At 50.5% G+C, this 18288-nt stretch carries 16 protein-coding genes; 6 read left to right on the top strand and 10 right to left on the bottom strand.

Features of this window, described 5'->3' with window-relative positions:
• Positions 1-59 precede the first annotated feature (59 nt).
• Positions 60-1055 carry a ComEC/Rec2 family competence protein gene (locus H8K29_RS00920; RefSeq protein WP_186896033.1) on the top strand — a complete coding sequence of 332 codons (996 nt, stop codon included), beginning with the start codon at positions 60-62 and terminating at the stop codon, positions 1053-1055.
• Between the two features lie 16 nt (positions 1056-1071).
• On the opposite strand, the gene H8K29_RS00915 is transcribed toward H8K29_RS00920, so the two are convergent.
• From H8K29_RS00915 to H8K29_RS00900, 4 genes are all read right to left on the bottom strand, one after another.
• Positions 1072-2196, bottom strand: a complete 1125-nt coding sequence (locus tag H8K29_RS00915; RefSeq protein WP_186896032.1) for a patatin-like phospholipase family protein — start codon at positions 2194-2196, stop codon at positions 1072-1074.
• Positions 2197-2274: 78 nt separating this feature from the next.
• Positions 2275-2472, bottom strand: a complete 198-nt coding sequence (locus tag H8K29_RS00910) for a hypothetical protein (protein WP_186896031.1) — start codon at positions 2470-2472, stop codon at positions 2275-2277.
• A gap of 20 nt (positions 2473-2492) precedes the next feature.
• A complete protein-coding gene (locus tag H8K29_RS00905) occupies positions 2493-3122 on the bottom strand; it encodes a mobilome CxxCx(11)CxxC protein (protein ID WP_186896030.1) in 630 nt (209 codons plus the stop codon).
• 117 nt (positions 3123-3239) lie between these two features.
• Entirely contained in the window at positions 3240-4448 is a 1209-nt protein-coding gene (locus H8K29_RS00900) for a hypothetical protein (RefSeq protein ID WP_186896029.1), read from the bottom strand.
• A gap of 248 nt (positions 4449-4696) precedes the next feature.
• Between H8K29_RS00900 and H8K29_RS00895 the strand changes: the two genes are divergently transcribed.
• Both H8K29_RS00895 and H8K29_RS00890 read left to right on the top strand, forming a co-directional pair.
• The gene (locus tag H8K29_RS00895; RefSeq protein ID WP_186896028.1) at positions 4697-5065 is read left to right on the top strand and encodes a helix-turn-helix transcriptional regulator; all 369 of its coding nucleotides are present in this window, start codon (positions 4697-4699) and stop codon (positions 5063-5065) included.
• An 827-nt stretch (positions 5066-5892) separates the two neighbouring features.
• The gene (locus H8K29_RS00890) at positions 5893-6990 is read left to right on the top strand and encodes an IS1595 family transposase (protein ID WP_186896027.1); all 1098 of its coding nucleotides are present in this window, start codon (positions 5893-5895) and stop codon (positions 6988-6990) included.
• Between the two features lie 621 nt (positions 6991-7611).
• Here the strand turns inward: H8K29_RS00890 and H8K29_RS00885 are convergent.
• From H8K29_RS00885 to H8K29_RS00870, 4 genes are all read right to left on the bottom strand, one after another.
• Complete coding sequence (locus H8K29_RS00885; RefSeq protein WP_186896026.1) at positions 7612-8790, bottom strand: acetyl-CoA C-acetyltransferase; 1179 nt, start codon at positions 8788-8790, stop codon at positions 7612-7614.
• 209 nt (positions 8791-8999) lie between these two features.
• Positions 9000-9560 carry a phasin family protein gene (locus tag H8K29_RS00880; RefSeq protein WP_186884033.1) on the bottom strand — a complete coding sequence of 187 codons (561 nt, stop codon included), beginning with the start codon at positions 9558-9560 and terminating at the stop codon, positions 9000-9002.
• 206 nt (positions 9561-9766) lie between these two features.
• On the bottom strand, positions 9767-10270 hold the full coding sequence (locus H8K29_RS00875; RefSeq protein WP_186896025.1) for a methylated-DNA--[protein]-cysteine S-methyltransferase: 504 nt from the start codon (positions 10268-10270) through the stop codon (positions 9767-9769).
• A gap of 2 nt (positions 10271-10272) precedes the next feature.
• Positions 10273-12006 (bottom strand): DNA-3-methyladenine glycosylase 2, encoded by a 1734-nt coding sequence (locus H8K29_RS00870; RefSeq protein WP_255423212.1) that lies wholly within the window; start codon positions 12004-12006, stop codon positions 10273-10275.
• A gap of 86 nt (positions 12007-12092) precedes the next feature.
• On the opposite strand from H8K29_RS00870, the gene H8K29_RS00865 reads away from it, so the two are divergent.
• From H8K29_RS00865 to H8K29_RS00860, 3 genes are all read left to right on the top strand, one after another.
• On the top strand, positions 12093-13304 hold the full coding sequence (locus H8K29_RS00865) for an MFS transporter (protein WP_186896024.1): 1212 nt from the start codon (positions 12093-12095) through the stop codon (positions 13302-13304).
• Between the two features lie 2 nt (positions 13305-13306).
• Positions 13307-13441, top strand: a complete 135-nt coding sequence (locus H8K29_RS17825; RefSeq protein WP_255423211.1) for a hypothetical protein — start codon at positions 13307-13309, stop codon at positions 13439-13441.
• A 112-nt stretch (positions 13442-13553) separates the two neighbouring features.
• The gene (locus tag H8K29_RS00860; RefSeq protein ID WP_370527112.1) at positions 13554-15707 is read left to right on the top strand and encodes a M3 family metallopeptidase; all 2154 of its coding nucleotides are present in this window, start codon (positions 13554-13556) and stop codon (positions 15705-15707) included.
• A gap of 91 nt (positions 15708-15798) precedes the next feature.
• Here H8K29_RS00860 and H8K29_RS00855 read toward each other — a convergent pair whose 3' ends face one another.
• Positions 15799-16164, bottom strand: a complete 366-nt coding sequence (locus H8K29_RS00855; RefSeq protein WP_370527111.1) for an energy transducer TonB — start codon at positions 16162-16164, stop codon at positions 15799-15801.
• An 86-nt stretch (positions 16165-16250) separates the two neighbouring features.
• On the bottom strand, positions 16251-18011 hold the full coding sequence (locus H8K29_RS00850; RefSeq protein ID WP_255423210.1) for a methyl-accepting chemotaxis protein: 1761 nt from the start codon (positions 18009-18011) through the stop codon (positions 16251-16253).
• Positions 18012-18288: the final 277 nt, after the last annotated feature.

Below are 18288 nucleotides of genomic sequence, written 5' to 3'. Positions count from 1 at the left end.
CGTTCGTACAGTGGCAGTCATCCGTGCTTCCAACAATTTGATTTTTTGGAGGAAATGCAATGAGCCTGAACGATTTGACGATCAGTAGTCTAACTAAATCGGTAAAAGCCCTGCTGCCGTCTCTGCAGGTGATTCCAACACGGTTTCGCGCCTACCAGCTCGGAAATGCCGGCGCATCGTTTTCGTACTTTGACGGTAAAACGTTCACGCTGCTCGAAGCGCGCATAACCGATACCAGCCAACCAAATGTGGTAGCCGAACTGAAGGCGTGCAAGAAGACGCGCATCGATACCCTGCATATCACCAGCTGGGACCGTGATCACTGCAACCTGTCGGAACTGGAATACATTTTGAACACTTGGCAGCCTAAATGCGTTGAGTATCCGGGCTACCAGCCAAGCACCGAGTGCGGTAAGGCTTGCCGAGCCCGTATTGTCGCGTATTGCCAAGCTGTTCGTGAACGTAAAGGTGTTGCCGTCACCCCCGAATATATCAAGTCGCTGGAGAATGCATCCGGTTATGGTTACAAGGATATTGTGTACCATCCGAAGACGATCGTCGATAAATCCAACGACAATTCGACGGTCAAGCTGTATCGCACTGGATGTTTCAACGTGCTCAGCCTTGGTGACGTCGAGTCGACCGATATCGCGGCTTTGATCAAGGCATGCCGTAGCGCCTGCAGTGAGGTTGATGTGTTGCTTTTGCCTCACCATGGTGCGGACAATGGCTTCATGACTAGCGACTTCCTTGACGAGATCGGCCCGAAGCTGGCAGTCTGCGCCGCCAACAATAGCAACCAGCATGGTCACCCTGCTCCCACCATTCGTGCCCTTTTGGATCGAAAAGGTGTGGAAGTTGCCACGACCGTACGCGGCGATGTCTTAATTTGGTCGGACAACGGCACCTCGCACGTGAGCTGGGTCGATACCATGACTGGCACCACTGCGGTTCAGAAGGGCGGGACTTTCGCTCCGAAAAAGTACAATAAGCTTAGCCAGCATTCTGACAACATCCGCGCACGGCGCCAAGGCGCGCCTTATCGCCGGTTGTAAGTGTCGCTGTGGCCGGTTACAGATATGGGAAAGCCAGCTGGTTAGCTTGGGCGGTTTCGTAGCCATGCTGCTCAAGTAGATCGAACGCATCCAGCGATACGCTGTGGAGCCGGGTCGGATAGCTACGGGCGCGCTCGGCCGCCGTGGCATCGATACGAAAGTCAGGTGCCAAGGTAATCGTCCTGCTGCTTTGCTTGAGTACTCGTTCGCCTATCGATCCGATCTGCAGGTAGGCGCCTGGCCCACCCTGAATCAGATACTGCACAAAGGTTCTAATGCGAAGGGACCTGGTTTGGTCGGTCACGATATCCATCAGCCTCCCGAGCCGGAATGGCGACAGCGGCCCCAAGTCAAACCGGCGGGCAAGCGGCAGACCGGCGTCGGACGCAATGACGCTATAGTCCCCCTTCCTGACCAACTTGCCAGCATCAAAGAACGGCTCCAGGCCTAGGTTATCGTAGACTCCGCCGTCATAGATGTGAATGCGCTCATACGGCAAGATGGTCCGCTCCAACGCGTCGGCGGGACTATTCCAGGCGGGGCGCTTAAACCAATCGTGGTCTTTCACCTTGATCGATAAGGGGCCTATCCCTAACGGAAAAGCCGCCGAAATGGCCATGGCCGACGCCAAGGGGTAATCGTGCGCTCGCGCGTAGCCCAACTCATAGTCACCCAGATCCTCGCGCTTAAATCGAAAACGCTTTCCCGTTTCAGCAGTAGTGCCGTTGATGGACCATTCCGGTTCATTGGGCAGGCCAGACAGGGCACCAGATATTCCCCAAGCAGACTCCAGTGCTTGTGCCAGAACGTTTGCCCGCGACAGCGTATAACGCCAGTTCGATGGACAAAAAAGGAGTAGGGACAGAGCGGCTCTTTCCAGGTTTGTAGTGGTTAACGTGTCGCGGATACTAGGCCAAACGTCGTTCAGATAAGCCTGCGACCCCGGCCAAACCATCGACGAGCGGCTAAAGATCAGGCCAACCAGTAAGCTCCCGCCTGAGACAGTGGAAATTTTAGAAACGTATTCGAGCTTTTCCTGCTCCGCAAGGAAGCGCAGCACACCGCTGTGAAATGCCATCGCCCGCACCCCGCCACCCGATAGAGCTAGGGCAATTTGATCATTGTGTTTGGTATTAGTCATGGACAACCAACGGCTAGGATAAGGGCGCAGCAGATTTTGCTGCTACCCCCTTGCCCAGCGTCGAGCGTGTTTTGGGGATTACTTGCCGCACGTTGGGCAAGCGCCCGGACCAGGTGCAAAATTGATGGTCTGGGCTTTTCGCAGTTCTTCATTGAGAATAATTCGCTCGCTTGAAGTCGCCTTTTCACGATTATTGATAAAGGTGAAAAGTTCAGAACGTTCCTGAGCAGTTAGGGTATCAAGTGCTTTTACGAACTGGGCAATTTTCGGGGTCATTCATCACTCCTTTAGTTAGTTCACCAGTTACCGCAGCTGGTGCATTTGGTTTTCTTCCCAGTCGGTACAATCTGGCAAGTACGGCATGGCAGTCCGAGGTACTTCATTGAGGCGCTATATGCATATCTTTTTTCTCCGTCAGTAATCGACTGTGCCAGATCGAGAACCTCTTGGCGGGCATTCTCTTCGCGCGGTTCTTTTAACGCTGCCTGAAAGTCGTTGGTAGTGAAGTCACGGACGGACTTGAAGCGATTATAAAGTGTGGTGTTGGCCCTGACGGAGTCTTGAGCAGATGCATAAGCTTCATCCCATCGCGCCACCAATGCCCAGACTGAAAGGCTAATCTGTGCAATACCCACTGCGCTAGCCACGAAAACAAGTATCGGAAGCACTTCAATTTCCGCAATCTTCCAGTCCTTGCCAAACGCCCCGACCACACTACCAATTACTAGTGGACCGATGATGCCTAGGTACGTAATCCATTCCCTGCGTTTTTTTAGTTTCCGTTCGCGCCGCTGAAAAATCGCACTGGTCCCGTAGCACCAGAACAAATGGTCATCACAGGCTTTCCTAAATTCATCAGGAGTCATTTGTTGATAAATGGGTAATGTAGCAAAGAGAGAGTGGTGGGCTAGTTGCCAGTTTAACATTTAAATTGACACCGATCATCAATTTCTGTAACCACCTTTGATGGTAGTGGCTAGCGCACCTTAGATGAGTTTCGCCGCGCACCTTTGCGTCGCCAGCGCTGTGCACAACTACTTCGCCTACGTTGCCCTGTCCTCCTGCATCGCAATCACCTCTACCGTATTACAGATCGTTACGCCACCGTTCAGGAACGCACTTTCCGCAATAAACAGCCGACTTCCATTCGCAACGATCGCATCCCTGAACATGCGCCAATTGTCATCCGACTGCACCGTTCCAGTCAGAGTCGACAAATGCGGGACACCCGGTTCATCCGGATCAAACAACGTGACGTAGGTCTTCGCCTGGCCACGCCGGACGCCGGCGTAGCAACGCTTGCTAAGTGGAATAGCATCGGAACGCAGATCCAATGCAAACTCTTTCAGTGTGGCCGGCAACTCGGTCATCACGATGCCTGCATGGTGATGACCATCCTGGGTGTCGACCGTCATCAAGTAGTGCTTGCTATCGCGCACTCGCTGTCGCTGGATAGCGTAATGCTGTGGAAGCCCCGTCAGCATCAGTCGCTTGCCGCCAACATTGATCTCCCGGGAGTCGGGAAAGGTGGCAGGGTTTTGTCGTGCTTGCTGCACGTTGTGGCTGACATGGTCCATTTTTGAGATGCTCGCATTAAACTCAAAAGTCTCTGCACCTGGGGGAACCTCCCTAGCGCCAAGTTGATGGGCCAAGTAGGTTGACAGTTTGTCCCGGTTCGCATCGTCGGCATTCACCAGATCGGCCACGATAAAACAGAAAGAATTAATCACCAGCATGTGGCAAAAATTCACTTCCAATCCCAGCTCAATTTCCGGAATCCGAAGATCCGAGCTGCGGTAGTCGCGCGGATTCATCCAGCGCCCGTCCACCCAGGAACGCTTCATGACGACGCCCCATAGTATCAAGCTGCTGGGGCGAGCGCTGCGACCTAGCATATATTGTCGAAGATGCGTCAGGTTTCGTGGGCACCCGCCGAATGCCCGCTGTGCGTTGTATGTCACCTTCAGTACCCAGCGTAGCAAGCGTTCAAAGTCAAAACGTACAGTGCGAGAGGTTACGAGAGTTCGAACCAGGTATTTCTTATACAGACCGCTCACATAGGCATCAAGCGCGCTAAGAATAATGTTGTTGCAAGTGTCGCACGTGTCTTTGACCACGGCGTCAGCATCAAAATATCCTTTCGCCGCGTTGGAATAAAAGACTCCTTGCCGTTCTGCTGCCTTGAGCAAGAATCCAGGAAACACATGCTCACGGGTGCGTTTTCCCGCGCCATCACAATACACACATCTCATCCCATCTCCTTCTCGTTTAGCCATGCTGAAGCTACGCTATCTCCTCACCGGTCCGCGCTCCACAACAGTCCGGCTATGCACAATGCAGGAGCCGTTTTTATGCTGCTTTGGTGAGCGCCGTCAAATCATATCCGTTATTCATGTGAAATATCTTCACTAAATAAATCACTAAAAATCTACATAAGTATTTGATTATAAATATTTTTTTACAATTTCAATCGAATAAGTATAAAATTTAGGACATCAATTTGTTCTTAAAAATCGAGAAAATGACCCCGTTTTCAGTTTTCATTCAAGATTTATGTCGCTCCCGTCAGATGCGTCAAAAAGAACTCGCCTACTTGATCGGGGTTGATCCATCGTATTTGAGTGCGCTTGCTGGTGGACGTAAAGGAATACCAGGAGCTGCAATCGTCAAAAAATTAGAAGAGGCAGCGAAATTAACGAGTGAAGAGAAGGTTGCATTGCAAGAATCAATCAAATTTTCAAAAATGCGCTACAGCATGCCGACACAAGCAGATCCTCGTGCGTATGAAATGGTTTGGAAGATATTTGATTCAGTGAGTCACTTAAAACCAGCGCAGATCAACGTCATTAGTGAGGTCTTAAAACTTTAAGGCTAGGGAGAAGATTTTAAATATGAATAGGAGAAAAACAAACAGGACAAACTTTTAAAGGCTTGTCCCGCTCGAGTGGAATAACTGACGTTACCCCGATTGACAAATCAAGTATCGTCCTCTTCCATTCTGCGGTCAAGTCCCCTAACTAATCTCAATCGACAATTTGCGTTTTGTAATGACCATGTGCTGGTTAATTTACTGACGCAAAAGGGGAATTCATGTCTACAAGAATTGCATCGCGATGGAAAACGTCCACTATGAATGGGCTATCTATCACCCAAAATAAATCTAAATCGTTAACGCCAATTCGTGCACGAGAACCAGTTAACAATTATTTGGTTCCGTGCACAGGAAATTTCCTTCACGAAAAATGAATCGGATGATCCATTGGGAAGGTCAATTAGAGCTGAATGCGATCCTCAAACGAGGTCGTTAAATGGTTCGAAACGCAGGCTGATCGTACCAGTCAGAAAGACTTCGGCTCAGCCACAGAAACGCATGACGCCAATTGAAGATATCAAACCACGCTCGATTTTTAGTTAACTAAAGGGGAAAGTATGGAAAACACTTAACGACGTTATCGGGGCGTAGAAAAAGCACCGGGCTCCAAAATTCTGTTAGCGCAGAATGAGGAACCCGTCAATGTGCCTAAAGCGTGGAGCTTTGGTAGCATCTTGTGCCAGCAGATTCAGTTTGTCAAGAACTGAATCGGGGGTCTTGCACCCCTCAATCTGCACTACGCCATTCTTCAAATTACCAGCAATCAACGTTGCCAACCCTCATTCACGCAGCACCGAGGTGCGGCAATTTATTGGAGATGGCTCATGTCACAAATTTTTTCGCAGTCGAAAATTTATCGAAACATCAATTTATTCAACGTCACCGAAATTTCCGAAGAGCAAGCCCATGAACTGTTTTGTCGGTCTCGGTGGGGCGGTTTTGAGTCGGTTGTTTGCCCGTTTTGTGGCACGGTAGGCCGACACTACTACAAAAAACACCGGCGACAATGGCGATGCAAGGGATGTCACTCAATATTCAGCGTGACCACCGAAACACCTTTGGCGGATAGGAAACTTCCGTTTAAAAAAATACTGGTCGCCATGTTCCTTTTTGTCGCTGCGCCAAAATCCGAATCTGCAAACAAAGTGCATTCGATGTTAGGGGTGACATTGCGCACGATATACATCCTCTTCGGAAAGCTGCGAGAAGCCTTATGGGAGCAGCGAGACACAAGACCGCTGGCCGGCATCGTGCATATTGATGGCGGTCATTTCTGCGGTAAGCCACGTCGACCAAGAAAGCGCAAAGGAATCACTTCGTTGGCAGTCAATTCCAGACTGCGAAATCGAAAAGCTAGCATTGTGCCGCCACAGCGCGGTGTCGCGATAGAACCATGGAACGCCATAAAGCTTAAAAACCGACGCGTGGTCCTAGTCCTTCGTCAAATGTCGTCTTTGCCACACGCTGGTGCATCCAAGACACGAATCGTGATCGTCAAAGCCGAAACAGCCGCAAATGTCTTAAGCGCCATCCGGGCTAACGTTGCTCCACATACGACGATCATGACCGATGATAGCCAAGCCTACACTCGACTGGGAATATGGTTTGACCATCATACTGTTAGGCACAGTGCGGAGTACGCGACCTACGACGGCGTGAACCAAAACCAGGCCGAATCATACATGGCTAGATTGAGGCGAGCGGAATACGGAGTTTTTCATGGGATGCGACGTCAATATTTCGCACTCTACGCCTATGAAATGGCTTGGCGCGAAGACATCCGCCAAAAGTCACTCCAGGAAAAATTCACGGAGCTGTTAAAAACGGTGATGCGCTGCGGACTATCTAAGACTTTTCGGGGGTACAACCAGGGCCATCGACTTCAGAGGGAACATGATGGCCTTCCGCTGACTCTTGATTGAAATCGGCGAGGCTCCAGAATCCGATTGCGGAACCTATTTTTGGATGGTGCCGACGGACGATCTGTTGCCTCGCCAGAGCCTTCAAGCGGTGCCGCAGCGAACTTCGAAACAATGTCGCATCTTGCGGCACCGCTTGCAGGTCTGCAAAACGCGCAGAAACAAATTCTGCGAGCGTATCGGTCGAGACAGGTCGGCCTTCGTTTAGGCGTAGGCATAGCAAAAGGGAGCGTGTGATTTCTCCATGAGGAATAGTGGTGCGAACATATTGGCTTCTAATCGGCTGAATTAGATCAATGTCTACCTGCAAATCGTGGAGCCCCAAAGCTCGATCAATTGCTGCAAGGTCCGCTTTTATCACTGACAACTCTTCAAGAAGACGTTGGCTACGCTTTAAGGCCGCCTCGGTCTTCTTAATTTCACCATCAAGCCTTGCGCGCTTGACGATTAGCCATTTGAGGGAGGGAGGTATTCTGTTTGCCATGCGTAGATTAAACCCCAAACGCCATATTCATTAAAGGGCGTCAGGGGCAAAATGGCGCGACCCAACAAAAATCCCCGCCAAAAGCGGGGATTTTTTTTACTATTTCCGACAAATTCCGGCGGAATTCTGCCTCAGACTTGTTACGAGCGTTCGATTGCCAGCGCCACGCCCATACCACCACCGATACACAAACTCGCCAGACCTTTTTTAGCATCACGACGTATCATTTCGTGAATCAGGCTGACCAGAATACGGCAACCAGAAGCACCAATAGGGTGACCAATTGCAATCGCACCGCCATTCACGTTGATCTTGCTGGTGTCCCAGCCCATTTCTTTATTCACGCCTATGGCTTGCGCCGCAAAGGCTTCATTAATTTCCATTAAATCCAGATCAGCATGAGTCCAGCCCGCTTTTTTCAAGCAGAGCTGTGCTGCAGGCACCGGCCCCATGCCCATGATGGATGGGTCTACGCCTGCCGACGAATACGCTTTGATCCGCGCCAGCACTGGTAATCCCAGCTCTTCCGCTTTCTTTGCCGACATCATGATCACTGCGGCAGCGCCATCGTTGAGACCGGAAGCGTTACCTGCGGTGACGGTACCGTTTTTGTCGAAGGCCGGGCGTAATGCTGACAAGGATTCCAGGGTTGCGCCATGTTTGATGAATTCGTCGGTATCAAAGACGACCGTGCCTTTTTTCGACACGATTTCTACCGGAATAATTTCATCTTTGAACTTGCCAGCTTTTTGTGCCGCTTCCGCTTTGTTTTGTGAGGCAAGCGCAAATACATCCTGCTCTTCACGGCTGATATTGTATTTCTTAGCGACGTTTTCAGCGGTAATGCCCATATGGTATTGGTTGTACACATCCCATAAACCATCCACGATCATGGTATCGACCAATTTGGTGTCACCCATACGGAAACCATCGCGCGAACCATTCAGCACATGTGGCGAAGCGCTCATATTTTCCTGACCGCCAGCGATGATAATGTCAGCGTCACCGACTTTAATGGCCTGCGCCGCCAGATGCGTTGCTTTCAAACCGCTGCCACAGACTTTATTGATCGTCATCGCTGGTACCATCACAGGCAAACCCGCTTTGATGACGGCCTGGCGCGCTGCATTCTGCCCGACACCGGCCGTCAACACCTGACCGAGCAAGACTTCGTTGATCTGGTCACCGCTCAGACCCGTTTTGGCGAGCAGGCCTTTAATCACAATCGCACCCAATTCGGCGGCTGGGATTTTAGCCAGGGAACCACCAAATTTACCTACCGCTGTACGACCAGCAGCAACAATGACGACGTCTTGCATGTTGAATCTCCTGTTATAAAAAAAGATGCGTCAGACAAAAATGCATATTCTGTCTGATACGGTAGCGGTCAGATTACACCAGCTTGCCGGTTGATGTTCATCCTGCTGAAATTTTGAGCAAAAAAAAGCTCCCGATTGAAGGGAGCTTTTTGGTTCAGGCGAAGTTCATTTCGAACTTGTCCTTGCTTTACTTCAGTAACTTAAGTTACTTATTTTTTCTTTGGCGTCGCTTTTTCAGCAGCTTGTGTGAACTGTTGTGTTGCTTTTGCCAGATTTTCTTCCAGCGTTTCTACCGCTTGCTTGGTCGTTTTGGACAATTGCTCGTAACCGGCGTTGATGTTACCAACGACAGATTTCAACGCTGTCACGGCTTGTTCGGAACCAGCTGGTGCATTTTTGGTGACTTCATCGATCAGGGAAATCACTTTAGTATTTGTTTCAGCGATATGCGCTTCCACTGCTTTTGTGAACTCTTGCTGAGTAGCAGAAGTGATGCTGGCCAGATGACGACCATATGCCAGTGCTTTTTCTGCAGTTGGCTGTGCTTGTGCTGTCGTCAGCGTGAAAAATTCCTGAGGATCTTTAGCGCTCAGCAATTGTTTCGCAGCAGCAGTACCTTCTTCGATACTGGCTTTGGCAGCGTTCACGTTCAGGGCGAACAATTGCTCCAGACCTTCAAACGCTTTTTTGTTCAATGCAGTCAGGGAAGCAAACTGCGCTTCGAGGTTAGCTTTAGTTGCAGCAATAAATTGTTCTGGTGATGTAGACATGGCATTCTCCGTTAAAGGGGATTAATAATCGGCAGCGCCTTCCACAACTTCTTTAAATGGTGCACCGCAACAAGTTCAATTCTACACGGCATATTTCGTACGTCAAGCTTTTTTTGTGCATCGCAACAAAATGATGTAAATGATATCATTTTAAAAATGCAAACCCCAATATCCATCAGGCTTTCCAGAGCATTTCAGGCTAAGGCTCAGGTAAATAGCGGGGATTGATGCCGAGATTTATCTGCCTCAAATTGCAGCAAGGCCTGCTTATTTTTTAAGCCACCGGCATAGCCAGTCAGCGCACCGTTCGCTGCGATCACCCGGTGACAAGGAACAATAATCGACAAGGGATTGCGCCCATTGGCAGCGCCAACCGCCCTAACTGCCGATAGTTTGTTGATGCTGGCGGCAAGAGCGCCATAACTGCACGTCTGCCCGAAAGGTATCTGCTGCAATGCGCGCCATACGCTTTGCTGAAATGGCGTCCCCGCCGACATGTCGAGAGGAAGATCAAAATGCTGGCGCTGACCGGCAAAGTATTCTTGCAATTGTTGTGTCGCCAGTTGTAATACCGGATGTTCCGGTATGAGTTGCCATCCCTGTATGCCTTTGAAATGCCGGTGCTGTTCAAAGTAAACGCCACTCAATCCCATGTCACTCGCGGCCAGACAAAGCACACCGAGCGGGCTGTTGAATTCTGTATATTTCATCGCTACACCTTATTTTTCTGTACTGCTTTGCTTGCCGCATTGTGCCCACTAAAGCTGTCCGTCGTGTTAAGCGACTGCCACAGCAACATGGCGGCATAGGCGCGCCACGGTGACCACGCTTGTGCCTGCAACAGTAATTGTTTTTCCGTCCAGCGCGTTGGTGCGGGCGACGCTGCCTGTCCTGATAATTGTGCCGCTGCCTTTTGCAAACCGAGATCACCGGCAGGAAAAGCATCTGGAAAACGCAGCGCACGCATCGCGATATATTGCGCCGTCCATTCACCGATACCGCGTACGCTTTTCATGTTATCCAGCATCGCTGCCTGAGTGCTATCCGGCAAACGTTCAAAGCCTCCCCCCAGCGCGAAGCGGGCGACATTCTGCAAGGTCTGGGCGCGTGTCGCCGGAATCCCTATTCCCGCCAAGTCATTGATGGGCAGCGCGATAATCGTTTCCGGTGTCGGAAAATGACGCGTAATCGTAGCCAGCGGCGTATCTACCAGATCACCAAAGCGCTGCACCAAACGACCGGCAACGGTGGTTGCACCAGCGACGCTGACCTGTTGCCCCAGCACCGCACGGATCGCCAGTTCAAAGCTGTCAAAAGCGCCCGGTACACGCAAACCCGGCGTTGCCTGAATCTGCGCTGCTAACAAGGCATCTTGTTGCAAGTGGCTTTGAATAAACGCGGGATTCGCTTCCAGATCAAATTGCTGCCGCACTCTCGCCAGCACTGGCATCAATACCGGCGTCAGTTGTGGCGCGAGTTGTAGCAATAACTGATTTTTCTGCGGTAAATGGCTGACTTTCAACCAGCCAGAGATCCCTTGTATACGCACGCTGCGCACATAGGCGGCCAAATCACCGTCCTGACCTTCCTGAATCACGGCTTCCAGCCCTGGCATGGCACGTCCGCGTAAATAGCCGATTACCGCATCCCACGCATACGGCGGACGATACGCCAGGCGCAACAAAATACCTTCGCCACGCCCATCTGCCGCGCGCCGCACCGAGCCGGGTGCCATCTGATACCGCTGCAAAAACAGCGCATTGAAACGACGGACGCTGCCAAAGCCAGCAGCAAATGCGATATCGGTCATCGGCAGGCCGGTTTCCTGCAGCAGTTTTTTGGCGAATAGCAGACGCTGGGTTTGTGCGAGTTCGACCGGGCTGGCACCGAATTCCTGCAATAACACGCGCCTGAGCTGGCGTGAAGACAAACCGATTTGTTGCGAGAACTCTTCCACATCCATTGCATTCAAAGCGCCGTCAGCAATCTTCTTCCAGATCGCATGGGCAAGATTCTGTTGTATCGCATACGGCGCCAGCTCGGGACGACAGCGCAGACAAGGACGATAGCCGGCTGCTTCCGCTGCTGCCGCTGTCGAAAAGAACTCGCAGGAACTTTCACGCGGCGTTCTGACCGCGCAAACCGGGCGGCAATAAATACCTGTTGTTTTTACACCAGTAAAAAAGACGCCGTCAAAGCGGCTGTCTTTTGCGGCGAGAGCACGATAGTAATGGTGTGCCTCGTGCGCAAGCCTGCCCGGGATAGCCTCTGGTGTGTTCATCGTGATGTCGTTATCGGTCTGCATGTGCCCTTTATACGCGTTGATCCGGGCCAGATCTAGCCATTTCCGGACATGCGTATTATTGCCGGAAGACCGGCTAAGACAATAGCCAAGCGCCAGGTGACCCGGCACAACCATCGCCATCGGCATCACCACTAGCGTCATGGTAAAACCGGCAGGCCACATGATTTCAACGTTTCTACTACACTAGCGCGTTGATCTTATAAACATATGTGCAGAAAGCATAAGCCATGACCGTCAAGCAATCTCCTGATTTGAAAACCGTCCTCATCGCCAGCGGCTTTGTATTAACGCTAGCTATGGGCGTGCGTCATGGCTTTGGCTTCTGGTTGCAGCCGATTTCGCAAGCGCATGGCTGGACCCGCGAAACCTATTCGATGGCGATGGCAATCCAGAATTTGTTATGGGGCGTGTTCGGCCCATTCGCCGGTATGGCGGTGGATAAATTCGGCACCGCCCGCGTCGTCATCTTTGGCGCACTGATGTATGCGGCTGGTTTGCTGTGGATGGCGACGATCAGTCATCCGCTGCTGTTTGTCATCGGTTCCGGCGTTTTATTAGGTGCGGCGCTCGCCTGCACCGCTTTTGGTGCCGTCAGCAGCATTATCGGACGCACCGCACCAGCGAATAAGCGTTCTTGGGCCTTTGGCATTTCTTCAGCCGCCAGTTCTTTTGGTCAGTTTGTGATGATGCCGGTCGAACAGCAATTAATTACCCACAGCGGTTGGCAAACGGCGTTTTATCTGCTGGCGGGCTTACTGATCGCCGTTATGCTGCCGATGGCGTGGAAGCTGCGCGAGCCACCGATAGATCATAGTCATGGCCCGCAGCAAAGTATCAAAGAAGCTATCCACGAAGCGTTCTCACATAAGCCTTTCTTGTTTTTAGTCGCAGGTTATTTTGTCTGCGGTTTTCAGGTAGTTTTCATCGGCGTGCATATGCCAGCCTATCTGAAGGACAAAGGCATACTCGACCCTAACGTGGCGGTGTCGGCGCTTGCACTCATAGGCTTGTTCAATATTTTCGGTTCGTATTACGCCGGTAAGCTTGGCGGTATGTTCCAGAAACGTTACCTGCTGTCTTCTATCTACCTGTCCCGCACGATTGTGATCAGCCTGTTTCTGCTGGCACCACTGTCGTCCTACTCGGTGTATATCTTTGCCGCCGGTATGGGCTTGCTGTGGTTATCGACAGTACCGCTGACCAATGGCGTCATCGCCAGCATCTTTGGACTGAAATATCTTTCCATGTTGTCTGGCTTTGTATTTTTCTCGCATCAGGTCGGCAGTTTTATGGGAGTCTGGCTCGGCGGCTATATCTATACACTGATGGGCAATTACAACCTTGTCTGGGGCATTACGCTGGCACTCGGTATTTTCGCAGCACTGATTAATCTGCCGGTCAATGAAAGCCCGGTTGCACGTCAGACGGCGACGGCATAACGATGATGAAACTGCGCCAGACATTGTTGAAGCTATCCCTGTTCCTGTTGCTGCTGCTCGTGCTGGCAGCAGCGTTTCTGGCTTATCTGCAGCCTGGTTTTGTGCTTGATCTGGCGAATCGCTTTGTGCTTTGTTGAATAAATGAGTATTCGATTGATCTGATCGATTTAGATAATTTTATGGAATTATTTTCTCAGCACGAAGTCTGATGTTATTCTTTTCAACTCCTATTTTTCAGATCTGATTCCCATGAACAAATCCATGCTCATGCTGCTGTGTTCTGCGCTGGCAATACAATCCAGCGTTGCCGCAGATACCTCCGTCACTTCAGCACCGACCAGCAAACCCCTTATGAATAAAGCGCTTGCAGCCAATCCTCTGTTGGCAGCCAGTACTCTGGCGTATGAATATCCAGCCTTCGATCAGATCAGAAACGAACACTATGCGCCAGCGTTTGCAGAAGGCATGCGTTTGCATCTGGCCGAAATCAATGCCATTGCCAACAACACCGCCAAACCAACTTTTGATAATACGGTAGTAGCGCTGGAACGCGCAGGGCAGTCGCTGAACCGCGTCAGCACAATCTTTTTCAATCAGATCGCTACTAACACCAACCCGACACTGGAATCACTGTCCACCGATCTGGCGCCGAAATTATCCGCTCATCAGGACGTGATTCTGATGAATGCGAAACTGTTTAAACGCATCAATGCGATCATCAGCCAACGCGACAAACTGAAACTCGACGCCGAATCCAATCGCTTGCTGGATCGTTACTACACCGATTTCGTGCGTGCCGGTGCAAAATTATCCGACAGCGATAAAGCCAAACTCAAAGCGATCAATGCCCAACTGGCATCGTTAGGCACAAAATTCAGCCAGAATGTATTGAAAGAAACCAATGCATCGGCCGTCATCGTTGAACATAAAGAGCAGTTAAAAGGCTTGTCTGAAGGTGAAATCAACACCGCAGCCGCAGCGGCAAAAGCCAAAGGTTTAGATGGAAAATACCTGATTCCATTGATGAACACCTCTGGACAACCGTATCTGTCCAGCCTCGAAGACCGCGCTGTCCGTCAGCGTTTGCAGGAAGCCTCAGTCAATCGTGGCAGCCACGGCGGTGACTTCGATAACCGCGATACAGCTCTGCAATTAGCACGCCTGCGCGCAGAACGCGCCCAATTGCTGGGCTATCCGAATTACGCCGCCTACGGCCTCGAAGATGAAACGGCGAAAACCACCACTGCCGTCAATAAAATGCTGAGCGAACTGGCACCGGCAGCAGTCGCCAATGCCAAAAATGAAGCCGCTGAATTACAAAAAATTATTGATGCCAACCATGGCGACTTTAAGCTGGCGGCATGGGACTGGGCCTACTACACCGAGCAATTACGTACCGCAAAATATGCGTTTGACGATACCCAGTTACGCCCGTATTTTGAACTCGACAGCGTATTACAAAATGGCGTGTTTTTTGCCGCGCATCAGTTGTACGGTATCAGCTTTAAAGAACGTAAAGATTTACCTGTCTATCACCCCAGCGTCAGAGTGTTTGAAGTATTCGATGCCGATGGTAAATCGATGGCATTGTTTATTGCCGATATGTACGCCCGTGACAGCAAACGTGGCGGCGCATGGATGAACTCGTATGTCGAACAATCGACGCTGTTCAACAAAAAACCCGTGATTGCGAATCACCTCAATATTCCGCAGCCACCAAAAGGCGAACCGACCTTGCTAACCGCGGATGAGGTGAAAACGGCGTTCCATGAATTCGGCCATGCGCTGCACGGCCTGTTCTCACAAGTACACTACCCACGCTTCTCCGGTACCAATGTACCCCGTGATTTTGTCGAGTATCCTTCACAAGTCAACGAGATGTGGGCAACCTGGCCTGAAGTCTTGAAGAACTACGCCAAGCATTACAAAACAGGGGAAGTCATTCCTCAGGCGCTGGTCGACAAAATCACTGCCAGCAACAAGTTCAATCAAGGCTTTGCGACCACCGAGTATCTGGCGGCATCCTTGCTTGATCAGCGCTGGCATCAGCTGACACCGGCGCAGATACCAAGCGATGCAATTGCGTTTGAAAAAGCGGTATTGAAAGAGGCCGGCGTTGATTTTGCACCAGTGCCACCACGTTATCGCTCCACGTATTTCTCACACATATTTGGCGGCGGCTACTCAGCTGGTTACTACGCTTATCTGTGGAGCGAAGTACTGGATGCCGATACCGTCGAATGGTTTAAGGAAAATGGTGGGCTGACGCGGAAAAATGGCGATTGGTTCCGTCAGCAATTGCTGTCACGCGGCGGCAGTATCGATCCTATGGAGTCGTTCCGCAACTTCCGTGGGCGTGATCCAAAAATCGACCCATTACTGTTGCGTCGCGGCTTAAAATAAAACAAGCAACTGGCAAGACCTGCAGGTCTTGCCAGCGTATAAAAAAAGGGGGAAGACATCGCGTCTTCCCCCTTTTTTCTATATTGCTGACTTATTCCAGTTTCCAGACAAAATCGGTTTTCACCCAAGCCTGCTCGGCTTTGCCGTCTTTTGTGCCGGGCTTGAATTTGCATTGACTCAAAGCACCGATGGCCGCTTTATCCAAACTACGGGAACCGCTGGACTTCTCTACTTTCGATTCTACGACTTTGCCGTCAGCAGAAATCAGAAATCCCATCGTTACCGTGCCACTCTCTTCGTTCATCAAAGCCGCTTTCGGATACTTCGGTGGGTCGCAGGATTTATTATCCATCACAGGCGCTGTTTCAGCAGCCATCACCGAAGAAGCAGCCATCACCGAAGAAGCAGCCACACACAACATGGCTGAGATAAGGAAAGAACGCGAAGATTTCATCATGGTATTTCTTTTCATTTCTGATCAATATAAAAATGTGGTGCTTATGACTTATTACTGCTGATTCTGCCGCTTAGTCTGCAGATTAATCAAAACTCTTCCCAGCCATCATCGCTGGCAGCAGATGCGGCTTTTTTCACAGCAGGTTTTGCGGCAGGTAAAGATTTCACCGGACTGGCTTTTGCCTTGGATTTTGCCGCTCTCATTGCTGGCTCTATGCGTTTCACAACCGGTGCTGCCGGTTTCGCTGGTGCCGACTGAAACGATAAGAGACCTTCATTTTTGTCGAGTTTGAAAACACCCACCACATTTGCCAATTCAGCGGCCTGATCCTGCAAACTTTGAGCAGCTGCTGCAGCCTGCTCTACCAGCGCCGCATTTTGCTGTGTCACGCCATCCATTTCGATAATCGCGTGGTTCACACGCTCAATACCGGCACTCTGTTCCTGACTTGCTGCCGTAATTTCCGTCATGATCTCGGTCACATGCTTAACACTGGTCACGACCTGATCGATCGTCACGCCAGCCTGACCCACCAGCCGCGCACCGATTTCAACTTTTTCGACAGAATTATCAATCAGTGTTTTGATTTCTTTCGCAGCAGCGGCGCTACGTTGCGCAAGATTACGGACTTCTGCTGCTACAACGGCAAAACCACGTCCTTGCTCACCCGCGCGCGCAGCTTCCACCGCAGCATTCAGCGCCAGAATATTCGTCTGGAATGCGATGCCATCAATCACACTGATGATGTCGACAATCTTGTTTGAGGACGTGTTGATGTCGCCCATGGTCTCAACCACTTGGGCAACCACCGCCCCACCCTGACGAGCAACTTCCGACGCGGAGGCAGCCAGTTGATTCGCTTCACGCGCATTATCGGCATTTTGCTTGACAGTGATAGTCAGCTCACGCATGGATGAAGTCGTTTTTTCCAGTGAACTCGCCTGTTGCTCGGTACGGGAAGAGAGATCCAGGTTACCAGTCGCGATCTCACTGGAGGCTGTAGCGATCGTGTCGGTACCGGAACGCACTTGCGCCACGATATTGACCAGACTGTCACGCATGTTTTTCATTTCAAATATCAGACTGGACTGATCACCATTTCTGACGTCTATCGGTGCGCTCAGTTCGCCCGCAGCAATCTGACCGGCAATCTGTGCCGCATAATCAGGCTCACCACCAAGTTGCCGGATCAGACTGCGGCTGATATAAAACGCCGCCGCGATGCCGCCTGCTAATGCCATCAGACCAAGAATCAGCATCAGGCTGGTCGCCGATTTAAATGCTGAGTTTGCTTCGCTGGCGACTTCAGAATTCAGTTTATCTTCCAATGCAACCAATTCATCCAGAGTATCGAGCCAGCCTTGCTGAACCGGACGCAGTTTTTTGATCAGGGTGATGGTCGCCATTTCCTGATCGTTCGCCAACCCAAGCGCCTTGGCTTTTTCCGGCAAAGAAGCAGCGGCTGTTTCGCGCTCTTTCAATTTATCGAATATGGCTTTCTTTTCACCCGAAACGACATCGGCCGATTGCGCAAGCTTGATCAGTTTTTCACTCGCTTCCGCGTATTTTTTTGACTGTTCGGCGATGTTCTTCAGATCTTTTTCCATGTCCCCCTCGTCATTGAGCAAGGTCAGGTTGCGTAAAGCCACCATACGGTCATAGACGATCGCCCGCATATCGAGTGCCAGTCGGGTTTCGACGTTACTGACATTCACGATCTTTTCGAGACGCCCCTGAATTTGAGACATCCGGAAAACACCGACGATCGTCAGTGCGATCAAAAATATTAAAACCAGAGCAAAACCCAGCCCCAGGCGTTTACCAACAGTCATTTTTGATAGATTCATTTACGCCACTACTTTGAAAAAGAATTAAAACATTCAAAAGCGCTAAAATTTCAGCAACTTATGTGCCTGTCCCCTGTTTGCAAGTCCTGGTTTTGTTCAGAATCAACTCGCACTTTGTAACATTCAGGTAGGAAATATACTGTAATTTTTCCAGATGGAAACATTTTTTTACACTTTTTTTTCACACATGTTCAATAACTATTGCGAAATAAATAGTTTCCATTTATTCGTTGGCAACTAATGCGGCCTGCACTATTTTTGTGCAAACTAATTATGC

This window comes from Undibacterium sp. CY21W, assembly GCF_014284265.1.
GTDB classification, from domain to species: domain Bacteria; phylum Pseudomonadota; class Gammaproteobacteria; order Burkholderiales; family Burkholderiaceae_D; genus Undibacterium; species Undibacterium aquatile.
This window is presented reverse-complemented; position numbering and strand designations above follow the sequence as displayed.